Source organism: Shewanella sp. 5_MG-2023 (assembly GCF_030547465.1).
Classification (GTDB): Bacteria; Pseudomonadota; Gammaproteobacteria; order Enterobacterales; family Shewanellaceae; genus Shewanella.
Genome location: NZ_JAUORC010000014.1, coordinates 84,780 through 99,983, shown reverse-complemented (window position 1 = coordinate 99,983; position 15,204 = coordinate 84,780). Strand labels below are relative to the sequence as shown.

The window sequence follows — 15,204 nt, the reverse complement described above, 5'->3', positions numbered from 1 at the left end:
GCTATTAGCTTGAGAGATCGGCAAAGGCAACCTACAATCGCCCTCTCTTTGTCAGTTGTTTGTGGAAATTCATGCAAGATATTGAAACACGTAAAGGCATTATCCTCGCCATTTGTGCTTATTGCTTATGGGGCATAGCACCACTGTATTTTAAATTACTGGCTGATGTGTCAGCCTTCGAAATCTTGGCTCACCGCGTGGTGTGGTCCTTTATCTTTATCATCATTTTAATGCAGTTTATTGGCGGATTTTCACGCCTAACACTGTTATTGAAAAAGCCAAAACAATTACTGGTGTTGGCGCTGACCTCGGTACTGATTGCACTTAATTGGCTGATTTTCATTTGGGCGATCAACAACGGCCACATGCTCGATGCCAGTTTAGGTTATTTCATTAATCCACTATTTAACGTATTGCTTGGAATGGTATTTTTATCTGAGCGGTTACGAAAATTACAGTGGTTTGCGGTGGCGCTTGCCTGTATCGGGGTGCTCATCCAGCTCATCTCCTTTGGCTCTATCCCATTGGTGTCTTTAGCGCTGGCAGCATCATTTGGTTTTTATGGTTTATTACGTAAAAAAGTCAACATTGATGCTAAAGCGGGTTTATTGGTTGAAACCGCTATTTTACTGCCTGTGGCATTAGCTTATTTAGCCCTAACGCTTGATACCGCATCGGCAAATATGCTCACTAACGATATTGGAATGAACTTAACCTTAGTGGCCGCAGGTATTGTTACCACCATTCCACTATTGTGCTTTGCAGGGGCAGCCATTCGTATCCCATTATCCATGCTAGGTTTTTTCCAGTATATTGGCCCAAGTATCATGTTCATGTTGGCAATATTTTTATTCAAAGAGCCTTTTGATATTGAAAAAGGGGTCACATTTGGCTTTATTTGGAGTGCATTAGTGTTGTTTACCGCTGATATGGCGCTGCAGCGCCGTCACCGTTTAAAGCAAAGCTAATAGCTATCGCCTTTTCAATGCTTCATTGCCGCAATGGCTTTCATTGCGGCCTCGTTATCCTCTAGGGTTACTAGCATTACATAGCCTCTAGTGGTTGGCAGTAGCAAGGCATCGTCCCTTGTGAGTGACACCAGCGCCTTATCGCCGTTTTTAAGGGTAAACCATCCTAGTGAGTATCCGGCAATGCCTATGCCGTTTGTACGCCACTGTGGCGTTAATTCTAATTCAGTTGTTAAGTCCACTACTCTCACTTGCTGCCAAAGTAATTCATCCGTGTTGAAATCCTGACTGTAAAGGGGGATCGATAACGTCAAAGGCTTATTGTCAGGCTTTAGCGTCAACTGGCTATTATTGGTTTGATACAGGGTCCATGAGAACAGCATAAACAGGAATAAAATAATCCCGTAGCTAACATACAACGCAGTGCTCGGTAATTTCTTTACCCAAATCAGCGCCGTTAGCCCTACTAACCCAACCAGCACCCCGACAAAATTGAACATGCCGTGACTGCTTAATCCTGCTAATGCTATTTCAGTCATTTTTCCTACTTAGTGATGTGTTTTTATAAGGATACATCTTTATTCATTTTTCAATATTATCATAATCTTCATAACATGCTGACCGGCATAGTTTTATCACCCCAAATCTTGCCTAAAAATCAGTAACCATGATGAGTTAACATCTGAAATACACAAAAATGCCACCGTAAAGTAACCTCCACGGTGGCATTGCTATAACGGCACAATCGCAATACAGCTTACAAGTCCAACGCCAGAACTTTTGAATTGCGTTGGAAGTTATACAGCTTCTTTTTTGCGTTAGGCAGCTGTTCAACATCAACAATATTAAAGCCGAACTCCAAGAACCAATGAATACTGCGGGTGGTTAAGGCAAACAGTTTCGAATAACCTCGAACCCGTGCTTGGCCAATAATATTGTTCAGCAACACACTGCCTCTGTCAGCATCACGATAGTCTTGATGCACCACTAAACAGGCAAACTCACCGGCATTGTCTTCTTCAAAGGGATATAACGCCGCGCAGCCAATGACTAAGCTATCGCGCTCAATCAACATAAACTGCTCAATTTCCATTTCCAGCTGCTCACGGGAGCGGCGCACTAGCACCCCTTGCTCCTCTAATGGGCGAATAAGGTCTAATACTCCACCGATATCGCCAATGGTGGCGCGTCTTAAGCGCTCAGCGCTTTCAGTAACAATTTGGGTACCAATACCTTCACGGGAGAACAACTCTTGTAGCAAAGTGCCATCTTCAAGGTAGCTCACCAAGTGACAACGTGGAATGCCATTACGACAAGCATCAATACTGGCCTTTAAAAATGCCATGGTGCCCACACAGGATTTACCCGCCGTTTGCATTTCATCCAAGATGGACTGCGCACCATTTGGCATCAGCTCAGCAATCACCTCGCCGTCTTTGCCCAAAATGCCGTGGGTATTACTAAAACCAATAATTTTGTCGGCTTTAAGCTTTATAGCCACTTTGGTGGCCACTTCTTCGGCGGTTAAGTTAAAACATTCGCCAGTGACAGAAACCGCAATAGGCCCCATCAATACAATACAATTTTTTTCCAGCTGGCGTTCAATACCTTGAGTATCAATACGGCGCACTTTGCCCGTTAGGCAAAAATCCACCCCGTCATCGACTCCCAAAGGCTGAGCAATAACAAAGTTGCCACTGACAAGGTTGATTTGTGCATTTTGCATTGGGGTGTTGCCAAGGCTCATTGACAGCCTTGCTGTAATATCAAATTGCACTGAGCCTGCAACTTGTTTAATCACTTTTAATGAGTCTTCATCAGTAATGCGCACGCCGTTGTGATAACTCGGTTCAATACCCGCACTGTGCATGGCGCTATCAATTTGCGGCCTTGCGCCGTAGACCAACACCACTTTAATCCCTAAGGAGTGCAACAAGGCGACATCGTTTAAGATGCCTCTAAATTGATTATGCAGCAGGGCTTCGCCGCCAAGCATGACAACAAAGGTTTTTCCGCGATGAACATTAACGTATGGCGCTGAATGGCGGAAACCATCAACCAGCTCTGTGGTTCTTAAAGGCACATTAACCCCTAAACAAATAATCAATCAGAACAGTCAGTGACAAAACCACCAACAAATATAATTACGCAATAATATTGCATTTAAATTCACTTTAAAAGCATTTTATCGCATTAGTAATAGTTTTAGACCATAAATAGTGCCTATAAAGCAGTAAATAAGCTCACATAACCGCCAAATAGTTCAAATGGCGTTTATGCATAAGGCGGCAATATAGCGTCAATAAGTGAATAATGAAGACAAAATAAGCGTAACGACCTCTATCACTGTAAGGCGTTGTTTATAAAGCAAGAGAAAAGCATAACTGATTGAAATTGATAACGCGGAGATCTGGATTACATTTTTGACAGGCAAAAAAAAAGCCCCATAAAGGGACTTTTTTAAAAGAACAAAATCAATTACTTGATTTTAGCTTCTTTGTACATAACGTGCTGGCGAATAACTGGATCAAATTTCTTGATTTCCATTTTTTCAGGCATGTTACGCTTATTTTTTTCAGTAGTGTAGAAGTGACCAGTTTTAGCACTAGATACTAATTTGATCTTCTCACGATTACCTTTAGATTTAGCCATTTTCTATTATACCTTCTCGCCGCGGGCACGAAGTTCTTTAACAACAACTTCAATACCTTTTTTGTCGATGATACGGATACCTTTGGTAGATACACGTAGTTGCACGAAGCGTTTTTCTTCTTCTAACCAAAAACGGTGGTTTTGTAGGTTAGGTAAAAAACGACGACGAGTCGAATTTTTAGCGTGCGAACGGTTGTTACCAACCATAGGCTTCTTGCCAGTAACTTGGCATACTCTTGACATGTCAATCTTCTCCAAAAACAATTTTAAAACGCTCGAGCATTTATGTGCCTCGTGTGGCCGTCGCCCGAGGCACAAAGAGGGCGCATTTTATACACGATAACAAAAATAAGGTCAAGCGTTGTTTAATTTATCCACCCGCGTTCAGCAAAAGAAACTATCTCCTGATCGCCTACAACCATATGATCTAAAAGAGAAACATCGATAGTAGATAAGGCTTTTTTTAATCTGTCAGTAATTTGCCGATCTGCCTGACTTGGCTCTGCAATGCCAGACGGGTGATTATGACACACTATGACTGCCGCAGCTTTTTTTTCCAACACCAAGCTCACCACTTCACGTGGGTAGACTGATGCAGAATTAATCGTTCCGCGGAATAATTCTACAAATTGAATCACTCTATGTTGGCTATCCAACAATAGTAATGCAAACACTTCATAGGATCGGTCTGATAATTGTCTCATTAAATAGTCCCGAGTTAAATCAGGATTTACCAAAATTTGCCCTCTACGCAGATTTTCTTGCGAAATTCGCTTAGAAATCTCCGATGCCGCCTGTAATTGGGCATATTTTACCGGCCCAACACCCGACAATTGGCAAACTTGACTACGCGGTGCACAAAATAAAGCCCTTAATCCGCCAAACTGACCAATCATATCTCGGGCAAGATCGACCGCATTTTGACCTGCTATGCCATTTCGCAGTAAAACCGCCAGTAACTCGGCATCCGATAAATGCCCTGCACCTAAATGTAATAATTTGTCTCTTGGCCCTTCTCCTTTAGGCCAGTCTTTAATCGCCATAAACACTCCTTGTTTAATGTCATCCGTGATGGGGGCACTCATACTTGTATGAGTAAGTTATAGATAGTGGGTAGCAATAACTTTTTGTAAATAGCGAGTTGTGACCCTTAGTTGTTGTGACCCTTAGCACATCATTATGGTCTATATTTTTAATTTCGGATCATCATCCTTATTTAGATTGTGATATCTTAGCCGCAATATCGCGATGAGCAGGATTGAGCAAAACATGCTGACAAATAAAAAAGTCCTTCTAGGCATAGGTGGTGGTATTGCTGCCTATAAAAGTGCCGACTTAATACGCCGCCTTAAAGAGCGCGGTGCTGATGTTCGTGTGGTCATGAGCCAAAGCGCCATGGAGTTTATTACCCCACTGACAATTCAAGCGCTATCAGGTCATCCTGTGGCCTCAGATTTACTCGATCCAGCAGCTGAAGCCGCAATGGGACATATTGAGCTCGCCAGATGGGCTGATGTGGTTATCGTCGCACCAGCGACAGCTAACCTCATTGCGCGTATTAATGCAGGTATGGCAGATGAACTGTTAACCACCACCTGCCTTGCTACTGAAGCGCCAATTATCGTTTGCCCAGCCATGAACCAGCAAATGTATCGCAACCTTGCAACCCAAGAGAACCTTGCCAACATTAAACGTAAAGGCATCACCGTTTGGGGGCCTGCCAGTGGCGATCAAGCTTGTGGCGAAGTCGGCCCAGGTCGAATGCAAGAGCCCTTGGCCATTGCTGAGCAACTGGTGCAGTATTTCGCCCCAGCTGAAAAACCATTAAACGGTTACAAATTGATCCTGACTGCGGGCCCAACCCGTGAAGCAATCGATCCGGTTCGATACATCTCTAACCATAGCTCAGGTAAAATGGGCTTTTCATTAGCCGCAGCCGCAACCCAAATGGGCGCTGAAGTCACCCTCATTAGCGGCCCTGTTAATCTGGCCACACCTTCAGGCGTTAAGCGCATCAATGTCGAATCAGCACAACAGATGTTAGATGCCGTCATGGAAAACATTGAAGACCAAGCTATTTTTATCGGCTGCGCTGCAGTGGCCGATTACCGCATCGCCACCGTCGCTGAATCTAAAATCAAAAAGTCGGCTGAGCATATGCAACTTGCGCTCGTTCGCAATCCTGATATCTTAGCCAGCGTTTCAGCGCTAAAAAATCGACCTTTCACTGTAGGTTTTGCTGCAGAGACCGATAACGTAGAAGAATATGCCCGTGGCAAGCTTGAACGCAAAAAATTAGATCTTATTGCTGCCAATGACGTATCAATTGCAGGTCTAGGGTTTAACGCCGATAACAATGCGCTGCAGGTGTTCTGGAAAGACGGTAGTGAAAAACTACCCGCAACAGACAAACTGACACTGGCAACGCAATTACTTACTTTGATAGCAGCAAAGATTAAAACATCATGAAAACACCTGTAGAACTTAAACTTCTCGACTCGCGTATTGGCAGCGAGTTTCCTTTACCTGCTTATGCCACCCCAGGCAGTGCAGGTATGGACTTACGTGCCATGATTGATACCACTATGGTTATCGAGCCAGGTGAAACCGTATTAATCCCAACTGGCATAGCTGTACATGTTGCCGATCCAAGCTTAGCTGCCGTGATCTTGCCTCGCTCAGGCTTAGGTCATAAACATGGCATCGTATTAGGCAATTTAGTCGGCTTAATTGATTCAGACTACCAAGGCCCCTTAATGGTGTCTTGCTGGAACCGCAGCGATAAAGCCTACAGCATCGAAATAGGCGATCGTTTAGCGCAGTTAGTTTTTGTGCCTGTAGTACAGGCGCAGTTTACCTTAGTCGATGAGTTTGATACCTCAGAACGTGGTGAAGGCGGATTTGGTCATTCTGGCACCAAATAACCTTTACAAGTAGTCACAATCCTAGGAATAAATAATGGCGGCTAGCCCAAAAATAAATCGTCGTGAGCACATTTTACAGTGCCTTGCGCATATGCTGGAAACCAGCCCTGGTCAACGTATTACCACTGCTAAGTTGGCAGCTGAAGTTGGTGTTTCTGAAGCGGCGTTATATCGCCACTTCCCAAGTAAAGCGAGAATGTTTGAAGGCTTAATCGAGTTTATTGAAGATGCAATATTATCGCGCTTAAACATCATCATGGATGAAGAAAAAGACACCATGAAACGTTGTGAGCTAGTACTGCAACTATTACTGGTGTTTTCAGAGCGTAATCCGGGGATTTCACGAGTCCTCAATGGTGATGCACTTTTAGGTGAAAATGAACGTTTACGCAGCCGCATTAGCGCACTGTTTGCCAAAATTGAAACCCAAATAAAGCAAATACTGCGTGAAAAAACCTTACGTGAAGGCAAAGGTTTTAATATCGACGAAGCCATACTTGCCAACCTACTGCTTGCAGTAGCAGAAGGAAGAATCGCTCAGTTTGTGCGTAGTGAGTTCAAACAAAAGCCCACTAAGCACTTCGATGAACAGTGGCAGTTTATTCAGCAGCAACTGTTGAGAAGCTAACCTATTAGCATTGCTAATATCGCTTATTATGGTCGTTGAATTAACACAAAACAACAACATATCTAAAACGCACTTCGGTGCGTTTTTTATTGCCAATAAATTGTATTTGTTAATTAAATGTCGTACTTTAGGTTTAGTTTATCGATAGCTATCGATAAATATTACCACTACAAAAATTAACAAGGATGTTTATGAAACACACTGCTGTTATTGCAGCCTGTCTGCTGGCCTTTATTCCCTCAATATCTCATGCGGCATCATTATCTGATGCGAGCCTTTTCAGTAAAGGGGCAGAGTTTAGCGATGTCAAAATTTCTCCAGAAGGTGATTACCTCAGTGCATTAACTAGCCACAATGGCAAAAAAACCTTAGTTATTTTAGAAACAAAAACCAAAAAACTGCTCAATGCGCTCAACTTTCCAGGTAATGCCGAAGTCGGCAATTATGTATGGGCAAACCATGAACGTATTGTGCTACAAAAAGTCTATTTAAAAGGTTGGTCCGACATTCCACAATATTATGGCGAATTATTTGCTATTAACGCTGATGGCTCACGCAAAAAATACTTATTTGGCTATAACAGTGGCGAGCAACAAACCGGTTCCCATATAAAGAAAAACACCGCTATTAATGCCACTGCATTCATACTTGATCCAATGCCAGAAAACAATAAACACATGCTGGTCAATGCGATACCATGGAGCAGTGCGCTTTCGAGAGGTTATGATAGCCTTCAAGATGTATATCGTGTCGATCTCTATACTGGTAAAAGACGCAAAATCGTTACCTCTCCCATAGGTAAAGCTAGCTTTTTAACCAATCATACAGGCGAAGTAAAATTTGTAGCAGGTATCGATAGTCAAAATAAAACCCAAATATTTTATCGCCATGAAGGCGATTGGCTGAACAGTAGCAAGCTTAATCTTGGTTTGACTGATTTTTATCCCATTTCATTCGCCAATAACCCTGACACCATTTTTGCCGCAGGCAGAGAAGACAATCACACCTTGGGGGTGTATAAAATTGATTTAACTAGCGGCGAAAAGCAACTGGTTGTTCAAGATGAAGATGTTGACCCAAGCAACTATTGGATTAATAAAAAAACCAAACAGCTTTATGCCGTCGAATTCGATAGCGGATATCCAACTTATGCCTTTGTAGATAAACAAGATCCCCACTCCAAACTAGTTAAACAATTGCTGGCATCACTACCTGGACATCAAATCCAAATAGTCAGTGAAACTAACGATGCTAAACTCTCGATAGTTAAAGCCTTTAATGACCGCAACCCTGGTGATTACTACTTATTTGATACCGAAAAAACCAAACTTGAATATCTTTTATCTGAAAAAAGCTGGCTAGACCCTGATGCCATGGCTGAAGTGAAACCTATCAGCTTCACCAGTCGTGATGGCAAAACGATTTCTGGTTACCTCACCTTACCCGCAGGCAAAGAAGCTAAAAATTTGCCTCTGATTGTTAACCCCCATGGCGGCCCACATTATATCCGCGACAATTGGGGCTTTGACCCACAAAATCAGTTACTGGCGAATCAAGGCATGGCGGTATTACAGGTTAACTTTCGAGGTTCAGGTGGTTTTGGTGGACAATTTCAACAAGACGGTTATCAAAAGTGGGGCTCTGAGATTCAATACGACATCATTGATGGCACCAAATATGTAGTTGACCAAGGTTTTGCAGATAAAGATCGCATTTGTATTGTGGGCGGCAGTTTTGGCGGCTACAGCGCCCTACAAAGTGCCATTATTGAGCCTGATTTATTCAAGTGCGCCATTGGCTTTGCCGGTGTTTACGATTTAGAAATGATGTTTGAAGAAGGTGATGTACAAGAATCTCGAAGTGGCACTAGCTATTTAAAAGATGTGCTTGGGGAAAACCCTCAACAACTTAAAGCCATGTCACCCGCCTTTAATACCGATAAGCTTAAAGCCAGCTTATTACTCGTTCATGGCGGCAATGATGAGAGAGCACCCATTGAGCAGTTAGAGTCATTAGAAAAAGGCTTAAAGCAGCACAAATACCCTTATCAAAAACTAGTCATGGATGATGAGGGTCATGGCTTTTATAATGATGAACATAGAGCCAAATACTACAATAAGATGTTGAGTTTTTTGAAAGATAATCTCAAGTTGTAATTTTGTCGCCTCACACCAAAGCCGATACTTGACTAAAAAGGTCGGCTTTTTTTATTTCAATAATATTAATTTGACCTAAATCACGTTATTATCCCGTCCCTGATCTTTGATGCAGCGCTTGCCCATAAAGCGTTAACGTCATTTTTAGCATACACTCATTAAGTATTACCCCTGTGGTTGGAGGATAAGATGGCACTAAGTGAAGCCGCGTTGAAAGTTAAAGCAGCACTAACTGAACAAGGGCTTGAAACCCCAATGCTGCCTCAAACTTACACAGCAGAAGAGCGTAAGCAGAAAATTGAGCATCATATGAAAGAAATCCTGACATTAATGTCGCTGGATTTATCGGATGATAGCTTGATGGACACCCCACGCCGTATTGCCAAAATGTATGTCGATGAAATCTTCTCCGGCCTTGATTACCAAAACTTCCCTAAAATCACTGTCATCGATAATAAGATGGGCGTTGATGAAATGGTACGAGTTCAAGACATCAGCCTCACCAGCACCTGTGAGCATCACTTAGTGACCATTGATGGCTTTGCTACAGTTGCTTATCTGCCCCGTACTAAGATTATTGGCCTGTCGAAGATTAACCGCATCGTGCGCTTCTTTGCCCAGCGTCCACAAGTACAAGAAAGACTGACTCAGCAAGTGCTGGTTGCCCTGCAAACCTTGCTTGAAACCAAAGATGTGGCGGTAAAAATGGATGCGGTGCATTACTGTGTTAAATCTCGCGGCGTTATGGACTCAACTAGCTCAACCACCACCACTGCATTAGGCGGGATTTTTAAATCAAACCCTGCTACCCGCGCTGAGTTTTTACATCAATCTAAGTGCTAATTTGCTCGGTATAAATTGGTAGCATTGCCAAACAACAGAATCAAAAAAGCCAGTCATATGACTGGCTTCTGCTTTTAGCTTTAAGTGAAGACGGATTAAATACCGTATTGCTCGCGGTAAGCACTCACTGACGCTAGCTCTTTTTCCATACCTGGTTTTTCAGATAAGTAGCTGATCAAGTCAGACAGCTTAACGATAGACACGATGTCACAGCCAAAGTCACGCTCAACTTCTTGAATAGCTGATAACTCGCCTTTGCCTTTTTCTTGTCTGTCTAGGGCAATCAATACGCCTGCAAGGCTTGCATCATGGGCTTCAATGATTTCCATCGATTCACGAATTGCGGTGCCCGCGGTGATCACATCATCCACTAACATCACTTTACCCGCAAGCTCGCTACCCACTAATGAGCCACCTTCGCCATGGGTTTTCGCTTCTTTACGGTTAAAGCAGTAAGGCACATCTTTATCGTGATGATCGCACAAGGCAACCACTGTGGTCGTTGCAATTGGAATGCCCTTATAAGCAGGGCCAAACACTAAATCGTAATCGATACCAGAATCAACTAATGCAGCAGCATAAAAGCGACCAAGACGTGCTAAATCACGACCCGTATTGAATAAACCCGCATTAAAAAAGTATGGGCTAGTACGGCCTGATTTCAGGGTAAACTCACCAAAGCGTAATACCTGACGCTCAAGCGCAAATTCAATAAACTCACGTTGATATGCTTTCACATTATCTCCTTTATACTGTTATCATTTTTTGTAGAATACATTTTAAAAAAGGGCCCTAATGGGCCCTTAATTCAAATCAATTTTTAGCTTAATGCCGCTTTCTGAATGTCCACGATTTCGCGGATGCCGTGCTTGGCTAACTCAAGTAAGCTTAATAGCTCTTCATGACTGAATGGCTCGCCTTCAGCAGTACCTTGGATCTCAATCATCTTACCGGTTTCTGTCATAACAACGTTCATGTCAGTTTCAGCAGCGCTATCTTCGATATATTCTAAATCGCAGATTGGCTCACCTTTATAAATACCAACACTAACAGCAGCAATAAGGAACTTAAGCGGGTTAGTTTTTAAAATACCTTTACCACGAGCCCAGTTCAGCGCGTCAACTAATGCAACACAAGCACCAGTAATCGCTGCAGTACGTGTTCCGCCGTCAGCTTGAATCACGTCACAATCGATAACGATAGTGTTTTCACCCAATGCTTTCATATCAACAGCTGCACGTAATGAACGGCCGATTAAGCGTTGGATTTCTTGAGTACGACCAGACTGCTTGCCACGAGCAGCTTCACGTTGCATACGGCTATGAGTCGAACGCGGAAGCATACCGTATTCAGCAGTTACCCAGCCTTGGCCTTGGCCTTTAAGAAAACGTGGTACGCCTTCTTCAAAACTGGCAGTACATAAAACTTTTGTGTCACCAAATTCAACCAACACCGAACCTTCAGCGTGAGCTGTAAATTGACGAGTAATCGTAACTGGACGAGATTGTGCAGGTGTTCTGTCGCTTGGACGCATATGCATTTCCTATTGTGTGGAATTGATGACTTAATTTCGCAGCATATTATAGTGACTTGTTTCAGTGGATGCCACGCTTAACAAAACCCTTATTGGATTTTTATTAACAAAACGGCACACTGAGGGATTAAATATTGTTTAAATGATGTGAGACACATGAAAATTGCCATCTTTGGTGCCGGCTCAACAGGCTGTTTTTTAGCAGGCGAACTCAAGCTCGCTAAGCTTGATGTCAGTGTTATTTGCCGGCCACGAATTAAACACAGCATTATTGAAAATAACGGTATTCGGCTTACCGACTATCAAGGCTTAGATCAACGCGTCATGCCAGATGCACTGATGACCGATATCAACCAGTCTGTTAATAAGAGCCGTAATAAAAGTGATAATAATAGCGGCGATAATGAGCAAATAACGCAATTCGATGTCATCTTTGTCACCCTAAAATGCCACCAACTCACCAGCATCATCGATGACTTATTAGCAATATCAACCCAGCAAAGCGCCATCGTATTAATGCAAAATGGCCTAGGTAGCCTTGAAATCCTTCAGCAAGCCTTTAAAAACCGCAATCAAGTAAGGCAAATCTTTCAGGGCATCACCCCGTTTAATGTATTGCAGCAAGACAACGCCAGCTTTCATAAAGGCACTGAAGGGGTATTTACCTTCGAAACATGCCCGCAAACTCACGCCATTGACACCGCGATGAACAAAGCACAGGCAAATATCAGCTGCACATTAGCAACCGATATGGCGGCCATTATTAATGGTAAATTACTGCTCAACCTCAATAACGCCTTAAACGCCATATGTGATGTACCGATAAAGCAGCAATTAAGCCAGCGCAAAACCCGAAAACTGCTGGCCATGGCAATGCAAGAGTGGCTTAAGGTCTGCAAACAAGCACACTTACCACTGGCCCAATTCACCAAAGTTAAACCCCGCTTGCTACCGCTGATTTTATCGCTACCTGATAGCTTATTTACCTTGATAGCAAAACCCATGTTGGCAATCGACCCGCACGCACGTTCATCGATGTGGCAAGATATACACGCACAGCGCCCCACAGAAATTGATTACCTAAATGGCGCAGTCGTAAAGCTTGGGCTCAACCACCAAGTGGCAACCCCAGTAAACAGCGCCATAGTCGCAGGAATTAAAAAATTAGAGCAAGGCAAGACAATCAGTATCGATGAGATTTACCGCATGATCCGAGCTTAACTCGCACCTATATAGCGCCAGCACTTACAGAAAGTTAGCCCTGATATACCGCTAGCATTGCTTTCAGCTAGATACAAAAAAGCCGAGCTCATCACTGCATGCAGCAACCAACTCGGCTTTTTAACGCCTTAAAACAATTAATAGTCGTAAATAGTCTCGCTAAATCTACTTAGTCTTTTTAATCATAGGCAGCACCAACAGCGCCACACCTACCACTAAAAATGGAATACTCAATAATTGCCCTGCACTCATGGTCCAATCTGTGGCATAAGCGGCTTGCTTAACCTTGACCATTTCGATGGCCCAACGTGCGCTGAATACGCTACACAAGAACAGTCCAAAAATAACCCCGTGCTTTTGTTTTAAGTTGGTAAATTTATACACAGCAAACAAAGCAATAAAGATAACTAAATAGCTAATGGCCTCATATAACTGCGCCGGATGGCGCGGCAGCATATCAATACGTTCGAAAATAATGCCCCACGGTTTAGTGGTCGGTAGCCCTAAAATCTCTGAATTGGCAAAGTTTGCCATCCGTACAAAAAAGCCAAATATCGCTGTCGCAATGGCTAAGCGGTCAAGTAAAAACAAAAACGGCATATCGGTTTTACGCTTGTAATAGTAAAGCGCTAAAATGGCACCTAAACCACCGCCATGGCTGGCTAAACCGCCTTCCCAAATGGCCAAAATCTTCATTGGATTGGCAAAATAATAACTTGGATCGTAAAAAAAACAGTGCGCTAAACGGGCGCCAACAATAATCCCCACCACACAATAAGTCAGTAGATTATCTAGCGATGCGACATCTAAACCTTCTTTTTTGTACATGTGCTTCATAACTTGAAAACCACTGGCAATGGCTACCGCAAACAAAGCCCCATACCAATGTACTTGTAAACCCATAAATGAAATTAATACTGGGTCGAGATTCCACACAAAATGGTCCAATTGACTACTCCAAACATTAACAACCACTCACGCAGCAGGCGTGAGCAAATAATTGCCGCTACTATAAACAATTCATCGGCTTAATTCGATGACTATGGTCACCACAGTAGACTATTTCCATGATAGGTAGACGACACTCGTACCTTAATCGCAATGCTGTGACTGATAAAAGCCGCTTAAGTTGCACACTAACCAGTATAAATAGCTCAAAAGCCAGTTGATAAAACTTGCTAAGCTTTGACCTTCACAATCAGCAGACTATAATCGACACACTATTTACGTTGCTAATTAATCAGGGTTCACAATGATCCAAAGTATGACCGCCTACGCTCGCATTGAGCACAAAGCCGAATGGGGCACAGCCTCGTGGGAAATCCGCTCAGTCAATCAACGTTACTTGGAAACCTACTTACGGTTACCAGAACAAATGCGAAGCCTTGAGCCAGTATTGCGTGATCGCCTACGTAAGCGATTAAACCGCGGCAAGGTTGAGGTCAACTTACGTTATGAACTTTCAGAGTCTGGCAGCAGCGAAATGCGCCTAAACCAAGACTTGGCCAAGCAGCTACTTAATGCCGCTGAATGGTTAAAGAAAGAATCTAGCCATGGCGAACTGAACTTAGCCGACATTCTACGCTGGCCTGGTGTGATGTCTGGCGCAGAGCAAGACATGGGCGACATCAATAAAGACTTACTGGTGGCTTTTGATGGCGCTGTAGCGCAATTTATCGAAGCTCGCGGCCGTGAAGGTGAAGCAATCAATACTATGTTGCAAACCCGCCTAGACCAAATTGTTGAACAAGTGGCCATCGTGCGCGAGCACATGCCAGCCGTGATGCAATGGCAACGTGACAAGCTAACCAACCGTTTAGCAGAAATCACTGGCGAACTTGATCCTGCTCGTATGGAGCAAGAAATGGTGCTACTTGCACAAAAGATGGATGTCGCAGAAGAAATGGATCGCCTTGATGCACACGTTGCAGAAACGCGCTTAATCCTCAAAAAAGGTGGCGCACAAGGCCGCCGCTTAGATTTCATGATGCAAGAGTTTAACCGCGAATCTAACACCCTAGCGTCTAAATCAATCAGTGCAGAAGTCACCGCCGCAGCGGTAGAACTTAAAGTCTTGATTGAGCAAATGAGAGAACAAATTCAGAACGTTGAGTAAGCATTTTACACGCGTTTTATAAAACTAAGCCCAGCGAATTGCTGGGCTTTCTATTTTAGTTTGTAAAGTTTGTAGGCCTTATAACAACCTTCGTTTCACACGCTACAACAGGTAAAACTAACCCATAGTGAGTTTGATTGCTTGTTTGGTGCCTTGAGCCCT

16 protein-coding genes are annotated in these 15,204 nt (G+C 43.3%); 8 read left to right on the top strand and 8 right to left on the bottom strand.

Annotated features, from left to right (window positions below):
- The first annotated feature begins 71 nt into the window (after nucleotides 1-71).
- Nucleotides 72-968 (top strand): EamA family transporter RarD, encoded by an 897-nt coding sequence (rarD, locus tag Q4557_RS10200; RefSeq protein WP_303412493.1) that lies wholly within the window; start codon nucleotides 72-74, stop codon nucleotides 966-968.
- Nucleotides 969-982: 14 nt separating this feature from the next.
- Here rarD and Q4557_RS10195 read toward each other — a convergent pair whose 3' ends face one another.
- The 5 genes from Q4557_RS10195 to radC all read right to left on the bottom strand — a co-directional run bounded on the left by Q4557_RS10195 (nucleotide 983) and on the right by radC (nucleotide 4,663).
- Nucleotides 983-1,507: a PH domain-containing protein gene (locus Q4557_RS10195; RefSeq protein ID WP_102440198.1), complete on the bottom strand. Its 525-nt coding sequence runs from the start codon at nucleotides 1,505-1,507 to the stop codon at nucleotides 983-985.
- A 218-nt stretch (nucleotides 1,508-1,725) separates the two neighbouring features.
- A complete protein-coding gene (gene argA, locus Q4557_RS10190; RefSeq protein ID WP_102440197.1) occupies nucleotides 1,726-3,051 on the bottom strand; it encodes an amino-acid N-acetyltransferase in 1,326 nt (441 codons plus the stop codon).
- A 395-nt stretch (nucleotides 3,052-3,446) separates the two neighbouring features.
- Nucleotides 3,447-3,620, bottom strand: a complete 174-nt coding sequence (rpmG, locus tag Q4557_RS10185; protein ID WP_011494790.1) for a 50S ribosomal protein L33 — start codon at nucleotides 3,618-3,620, stop codon at nucleotides 3,447-3,449.
- A gap of 6 nt (nucleotides 3,621-3,626) precedes the next feature.
- Nucleotides 3,627-3,863: a 50S ribosomal protein L28 gene (gene rpmB / locus Q4557_RS10180; protein WP_055025225.1), complete on the bottom strand. Its 237-nt coding sequence runs from the start codon at nucleotides 3,861-3,863 to the stop codon at nucleotides 3,627-3,629.
- A gap of 122 nt (nucleotides 3,864-3,985) precedes the next feature.
- A complete protein-coding gene (gene radC, locus Q4557_RS10175) occupies nucleotides 3,986-4,663 on the bottom strand; it encodes a DNA repair protein RadC (RefSeq protein ID WP_303412477.1) in 678 nt (225 codons plus the stop codon).
- Nucleotides 4,664-4,889: 226 nt separating this feature from the next.
- Here radC and coaBC point away from each other — a divergent pair, with 226 nt between their 5' ends.
- The 5 genes from coaBC (at nucleotide 4,890) to folE (ending at nucleotide 10,171) form a co-directional block, all read left to right on the top strand.
- The gene (coaBC, locus tag Q4557_RS10170) at nucleotides 4,890-6,089 is read left to right on the top strand and encodes a bifunctional phosphopantothenoylcysteine decarboxylase/phosphopantothenate--cysteine ligase CoaBC (protein WP_102476564.1); all 1,200 of its coding nucleotides are present in this window, start codon (nucleotides 4,890-4,892) and stop codon (nucleotides 6,087-6,089) included.
- Nucleotides 6,086-6,544: a dUTP diphosphatase gene (gene dut, locus Q4557_RS10165; RefSeq protein ID WP_076538029.1), complete on the top strand. Its 459-nt coding sequence runs from the start codon at nucleotides 6,086-6,088 to the stop codon at nucleotides 6,542-6,544. Before coaBC ends, dut begins: the two co-directional genes overlap by 4 nt.
- Nucleotides 6,545-6,578: 34 nt before the next feature.
- Nucleotides 6,579-7,172, top strand: coding sequence for a nucleoid occlusion factor SlmA (gene slmA, locus Q4557_RS10160; protein WP_076538032.1), 594 nt, complete (start codon nucleotides 6,579-6,581; stop codon nucleotides 7,170-7,172).
- 185 nt (nucleotides 7,173-7,357) lie between these two features.
- A complete protein-coding gene (locus tag Q4557_RS10155) occupies nucleotides 7,358-9,328 on the top strand; it encodes a S9 family peptidase (protein WP_303412473.1) in 1,971 nt (656 codons plus the stop codon).
- Nucleotides 9,329-9,517: 189 nt separating this feature from the next.
- A complete protein-coding gene (gene folE / locus Q4557_RS10150) occupies nucleotides 9,518-10,171 on the top strand; it encodes a GTP cyclohydrolase I FolE (protein WP_303412471.1) in 654 nt (217 codons plus the stop codon).
- A gap of 95 nt (nucleotides 10,172-10,266) precedes the next feature.
- Here the strand turns inward: folE and pyrE are convergent, their stop codons facing one another.
- Complete coding sequence (pyrE, locus tag Q4557_RS10145) at nucleotides 10,267-10,908, bottom strand: orotate phosphoribosyltransferase (RefSeq protein WP_303412469.1); 642 nt, start codon at nucleotides 10,906-10,908, stop codon at nucleotides 10,267-10,269.
- 83 nt (nucleotides 10,909-10,991) lie between these two features.
- Entirely contained in the window at nucleotides 10,992-11,705 is a 714-nt protein-coding gene (gene rph, locus Q4557_RS10140) for a ribonuclease PH (RefSeq protein ID WP_102440192.1), read from the bottom strand.
- A 156-nt stretch (nucleotides 11,706-11,861) separates the two neighbouring features.
- Between rph and Q4557_RS10135 the strand changes: the two genes are divergently transcribed.
- Entirely contained in the window at nucleotides 11,862-12,926 is a 1,065-nt protein-coding gene (locus Q4557_RS10135) for a 2-dehydropantoate 2-reductase (protein ID WP_303412467.1), read from the top strand.
- Nucleotides 12,927-13,091: 165 nt separating this feature from the next.
- Here the strand turns inward: Q4557_RS10135 and lgt are convergent, their stop codons facing one another.
- Nucleotides 13,092-13,874 (bottom strand): prolipoprotein diacylglyceryl transferase, encoded by a 783-nt coding sequence (gene lgt / locus Q4557_RS10130; RefSeq protein ID WP_102520343.1) that lies wholly within the window; start codon nucleotides 13,872-13,874, stop codon nucleotides 13,092-13,094.
- Between the two features lie 304 nt (nucleotides 13,875-14,178).
- Here lgt and Q4557_RS10125 point away from each other — a divergent pair, with 304 nt between their 5' ends.
- Nucleotides 14,179-15,042: a YicC/YloC family endoribonuclease gene (locus Q4557_RS10125; RefSeq protein WP_102440189.1), complete on the top strand. Its 864-nt coding sequence runs from the start codon at nucleotides 14,179-14,181 to the stop codon at nucleotides 15,040-15,042.
- Nucleotides 15,043-15,204: the final 162 nt, after the last annotated feature.

Coding starts and splice junctions, on each gene's coding strand:
- Q4557_RS10125 (WP_102440189.1), top strand. CDS start 14,179: ATGATCCAAAGTATGACCGCCTACGCTCGCATTGAGCACAAAGCCGAA.
- radC (WP_303412477.1), bottom strand. CDS start 4,663: ATGGCGATTAAAGACTGGCCTAAAGGAGAAGGGCCAAGAGACAAATTA.
- dut (WP_076538029.1), top strand. CDS start 6,086: ATGAAAACACCTGTAGAACTTAAACTTCTCGACTCGCGTATTGGCAGC.
- rpmG (WP_011494790.1), bottom strand. CDS start 3,620: ATGGCTAAATCTAAAGGTAATCGTGAGAAGATCAAATTAGTATCTAGT.
- coaBC (WP_102476564.1), top strand. CDS start 4,890: ATGCTGACAAATAAAAAAGTCCTTCTAGGCATAGGTGGTGGTATTGCT.
- folE (WP_303412471.1), top strand. CDS start 9,518: ATGGCACTAAGTGAAGCCGCGTTGAAAGTTAAAGCAGCACTAACTGAA.
- Q4557_RS10195 (WP_102440198.1), bottom strand. CDS start 1,507: ATGACTGAAATAGCATTAGCAGGATTAAGCAGTCACGGCATGTTCAAT.
- rpmB (WP_055025225.1), bottom strand. CDS start 3,863: ATGTCAAGAGTATGCCAAGTTACTGGCAAGAAGCCTATGGTTGGTAAC.
- rarD (WP_303412493.1), top strand. CDS start 72: ATGCAAGATATTGAAACACGTAAAGGCATTATCCTCGCCATTTGTGCT.
- Q4557_RS10135 (WP_303412467.1), top strand. CDS start 11,862: ATGAAAATTGCCATCTTTGGTGCCGGCTCAACAGGCTGTTTTTTAGCA.
- slmA (WP_076538032.1), top strand. CDS start 6,579: ATGGCGGCTAGCCCAAAAATAAATCGTCGTGAGCACATTTTACAGTGC.
- rph (WP_102440192.1), bottom strand. CDS start 11,705: ATGCGTCCAAGCGACAGAACACCTGCACAATCTCGTCCAGTTACGATT.
- Q4557_RS10155 (WP_303412473.1), top strand. CDS start 7,358: ATGTTTATGAAACACACTGCTGTTATTGCAGCCTGTCTGCTGGCCTTT.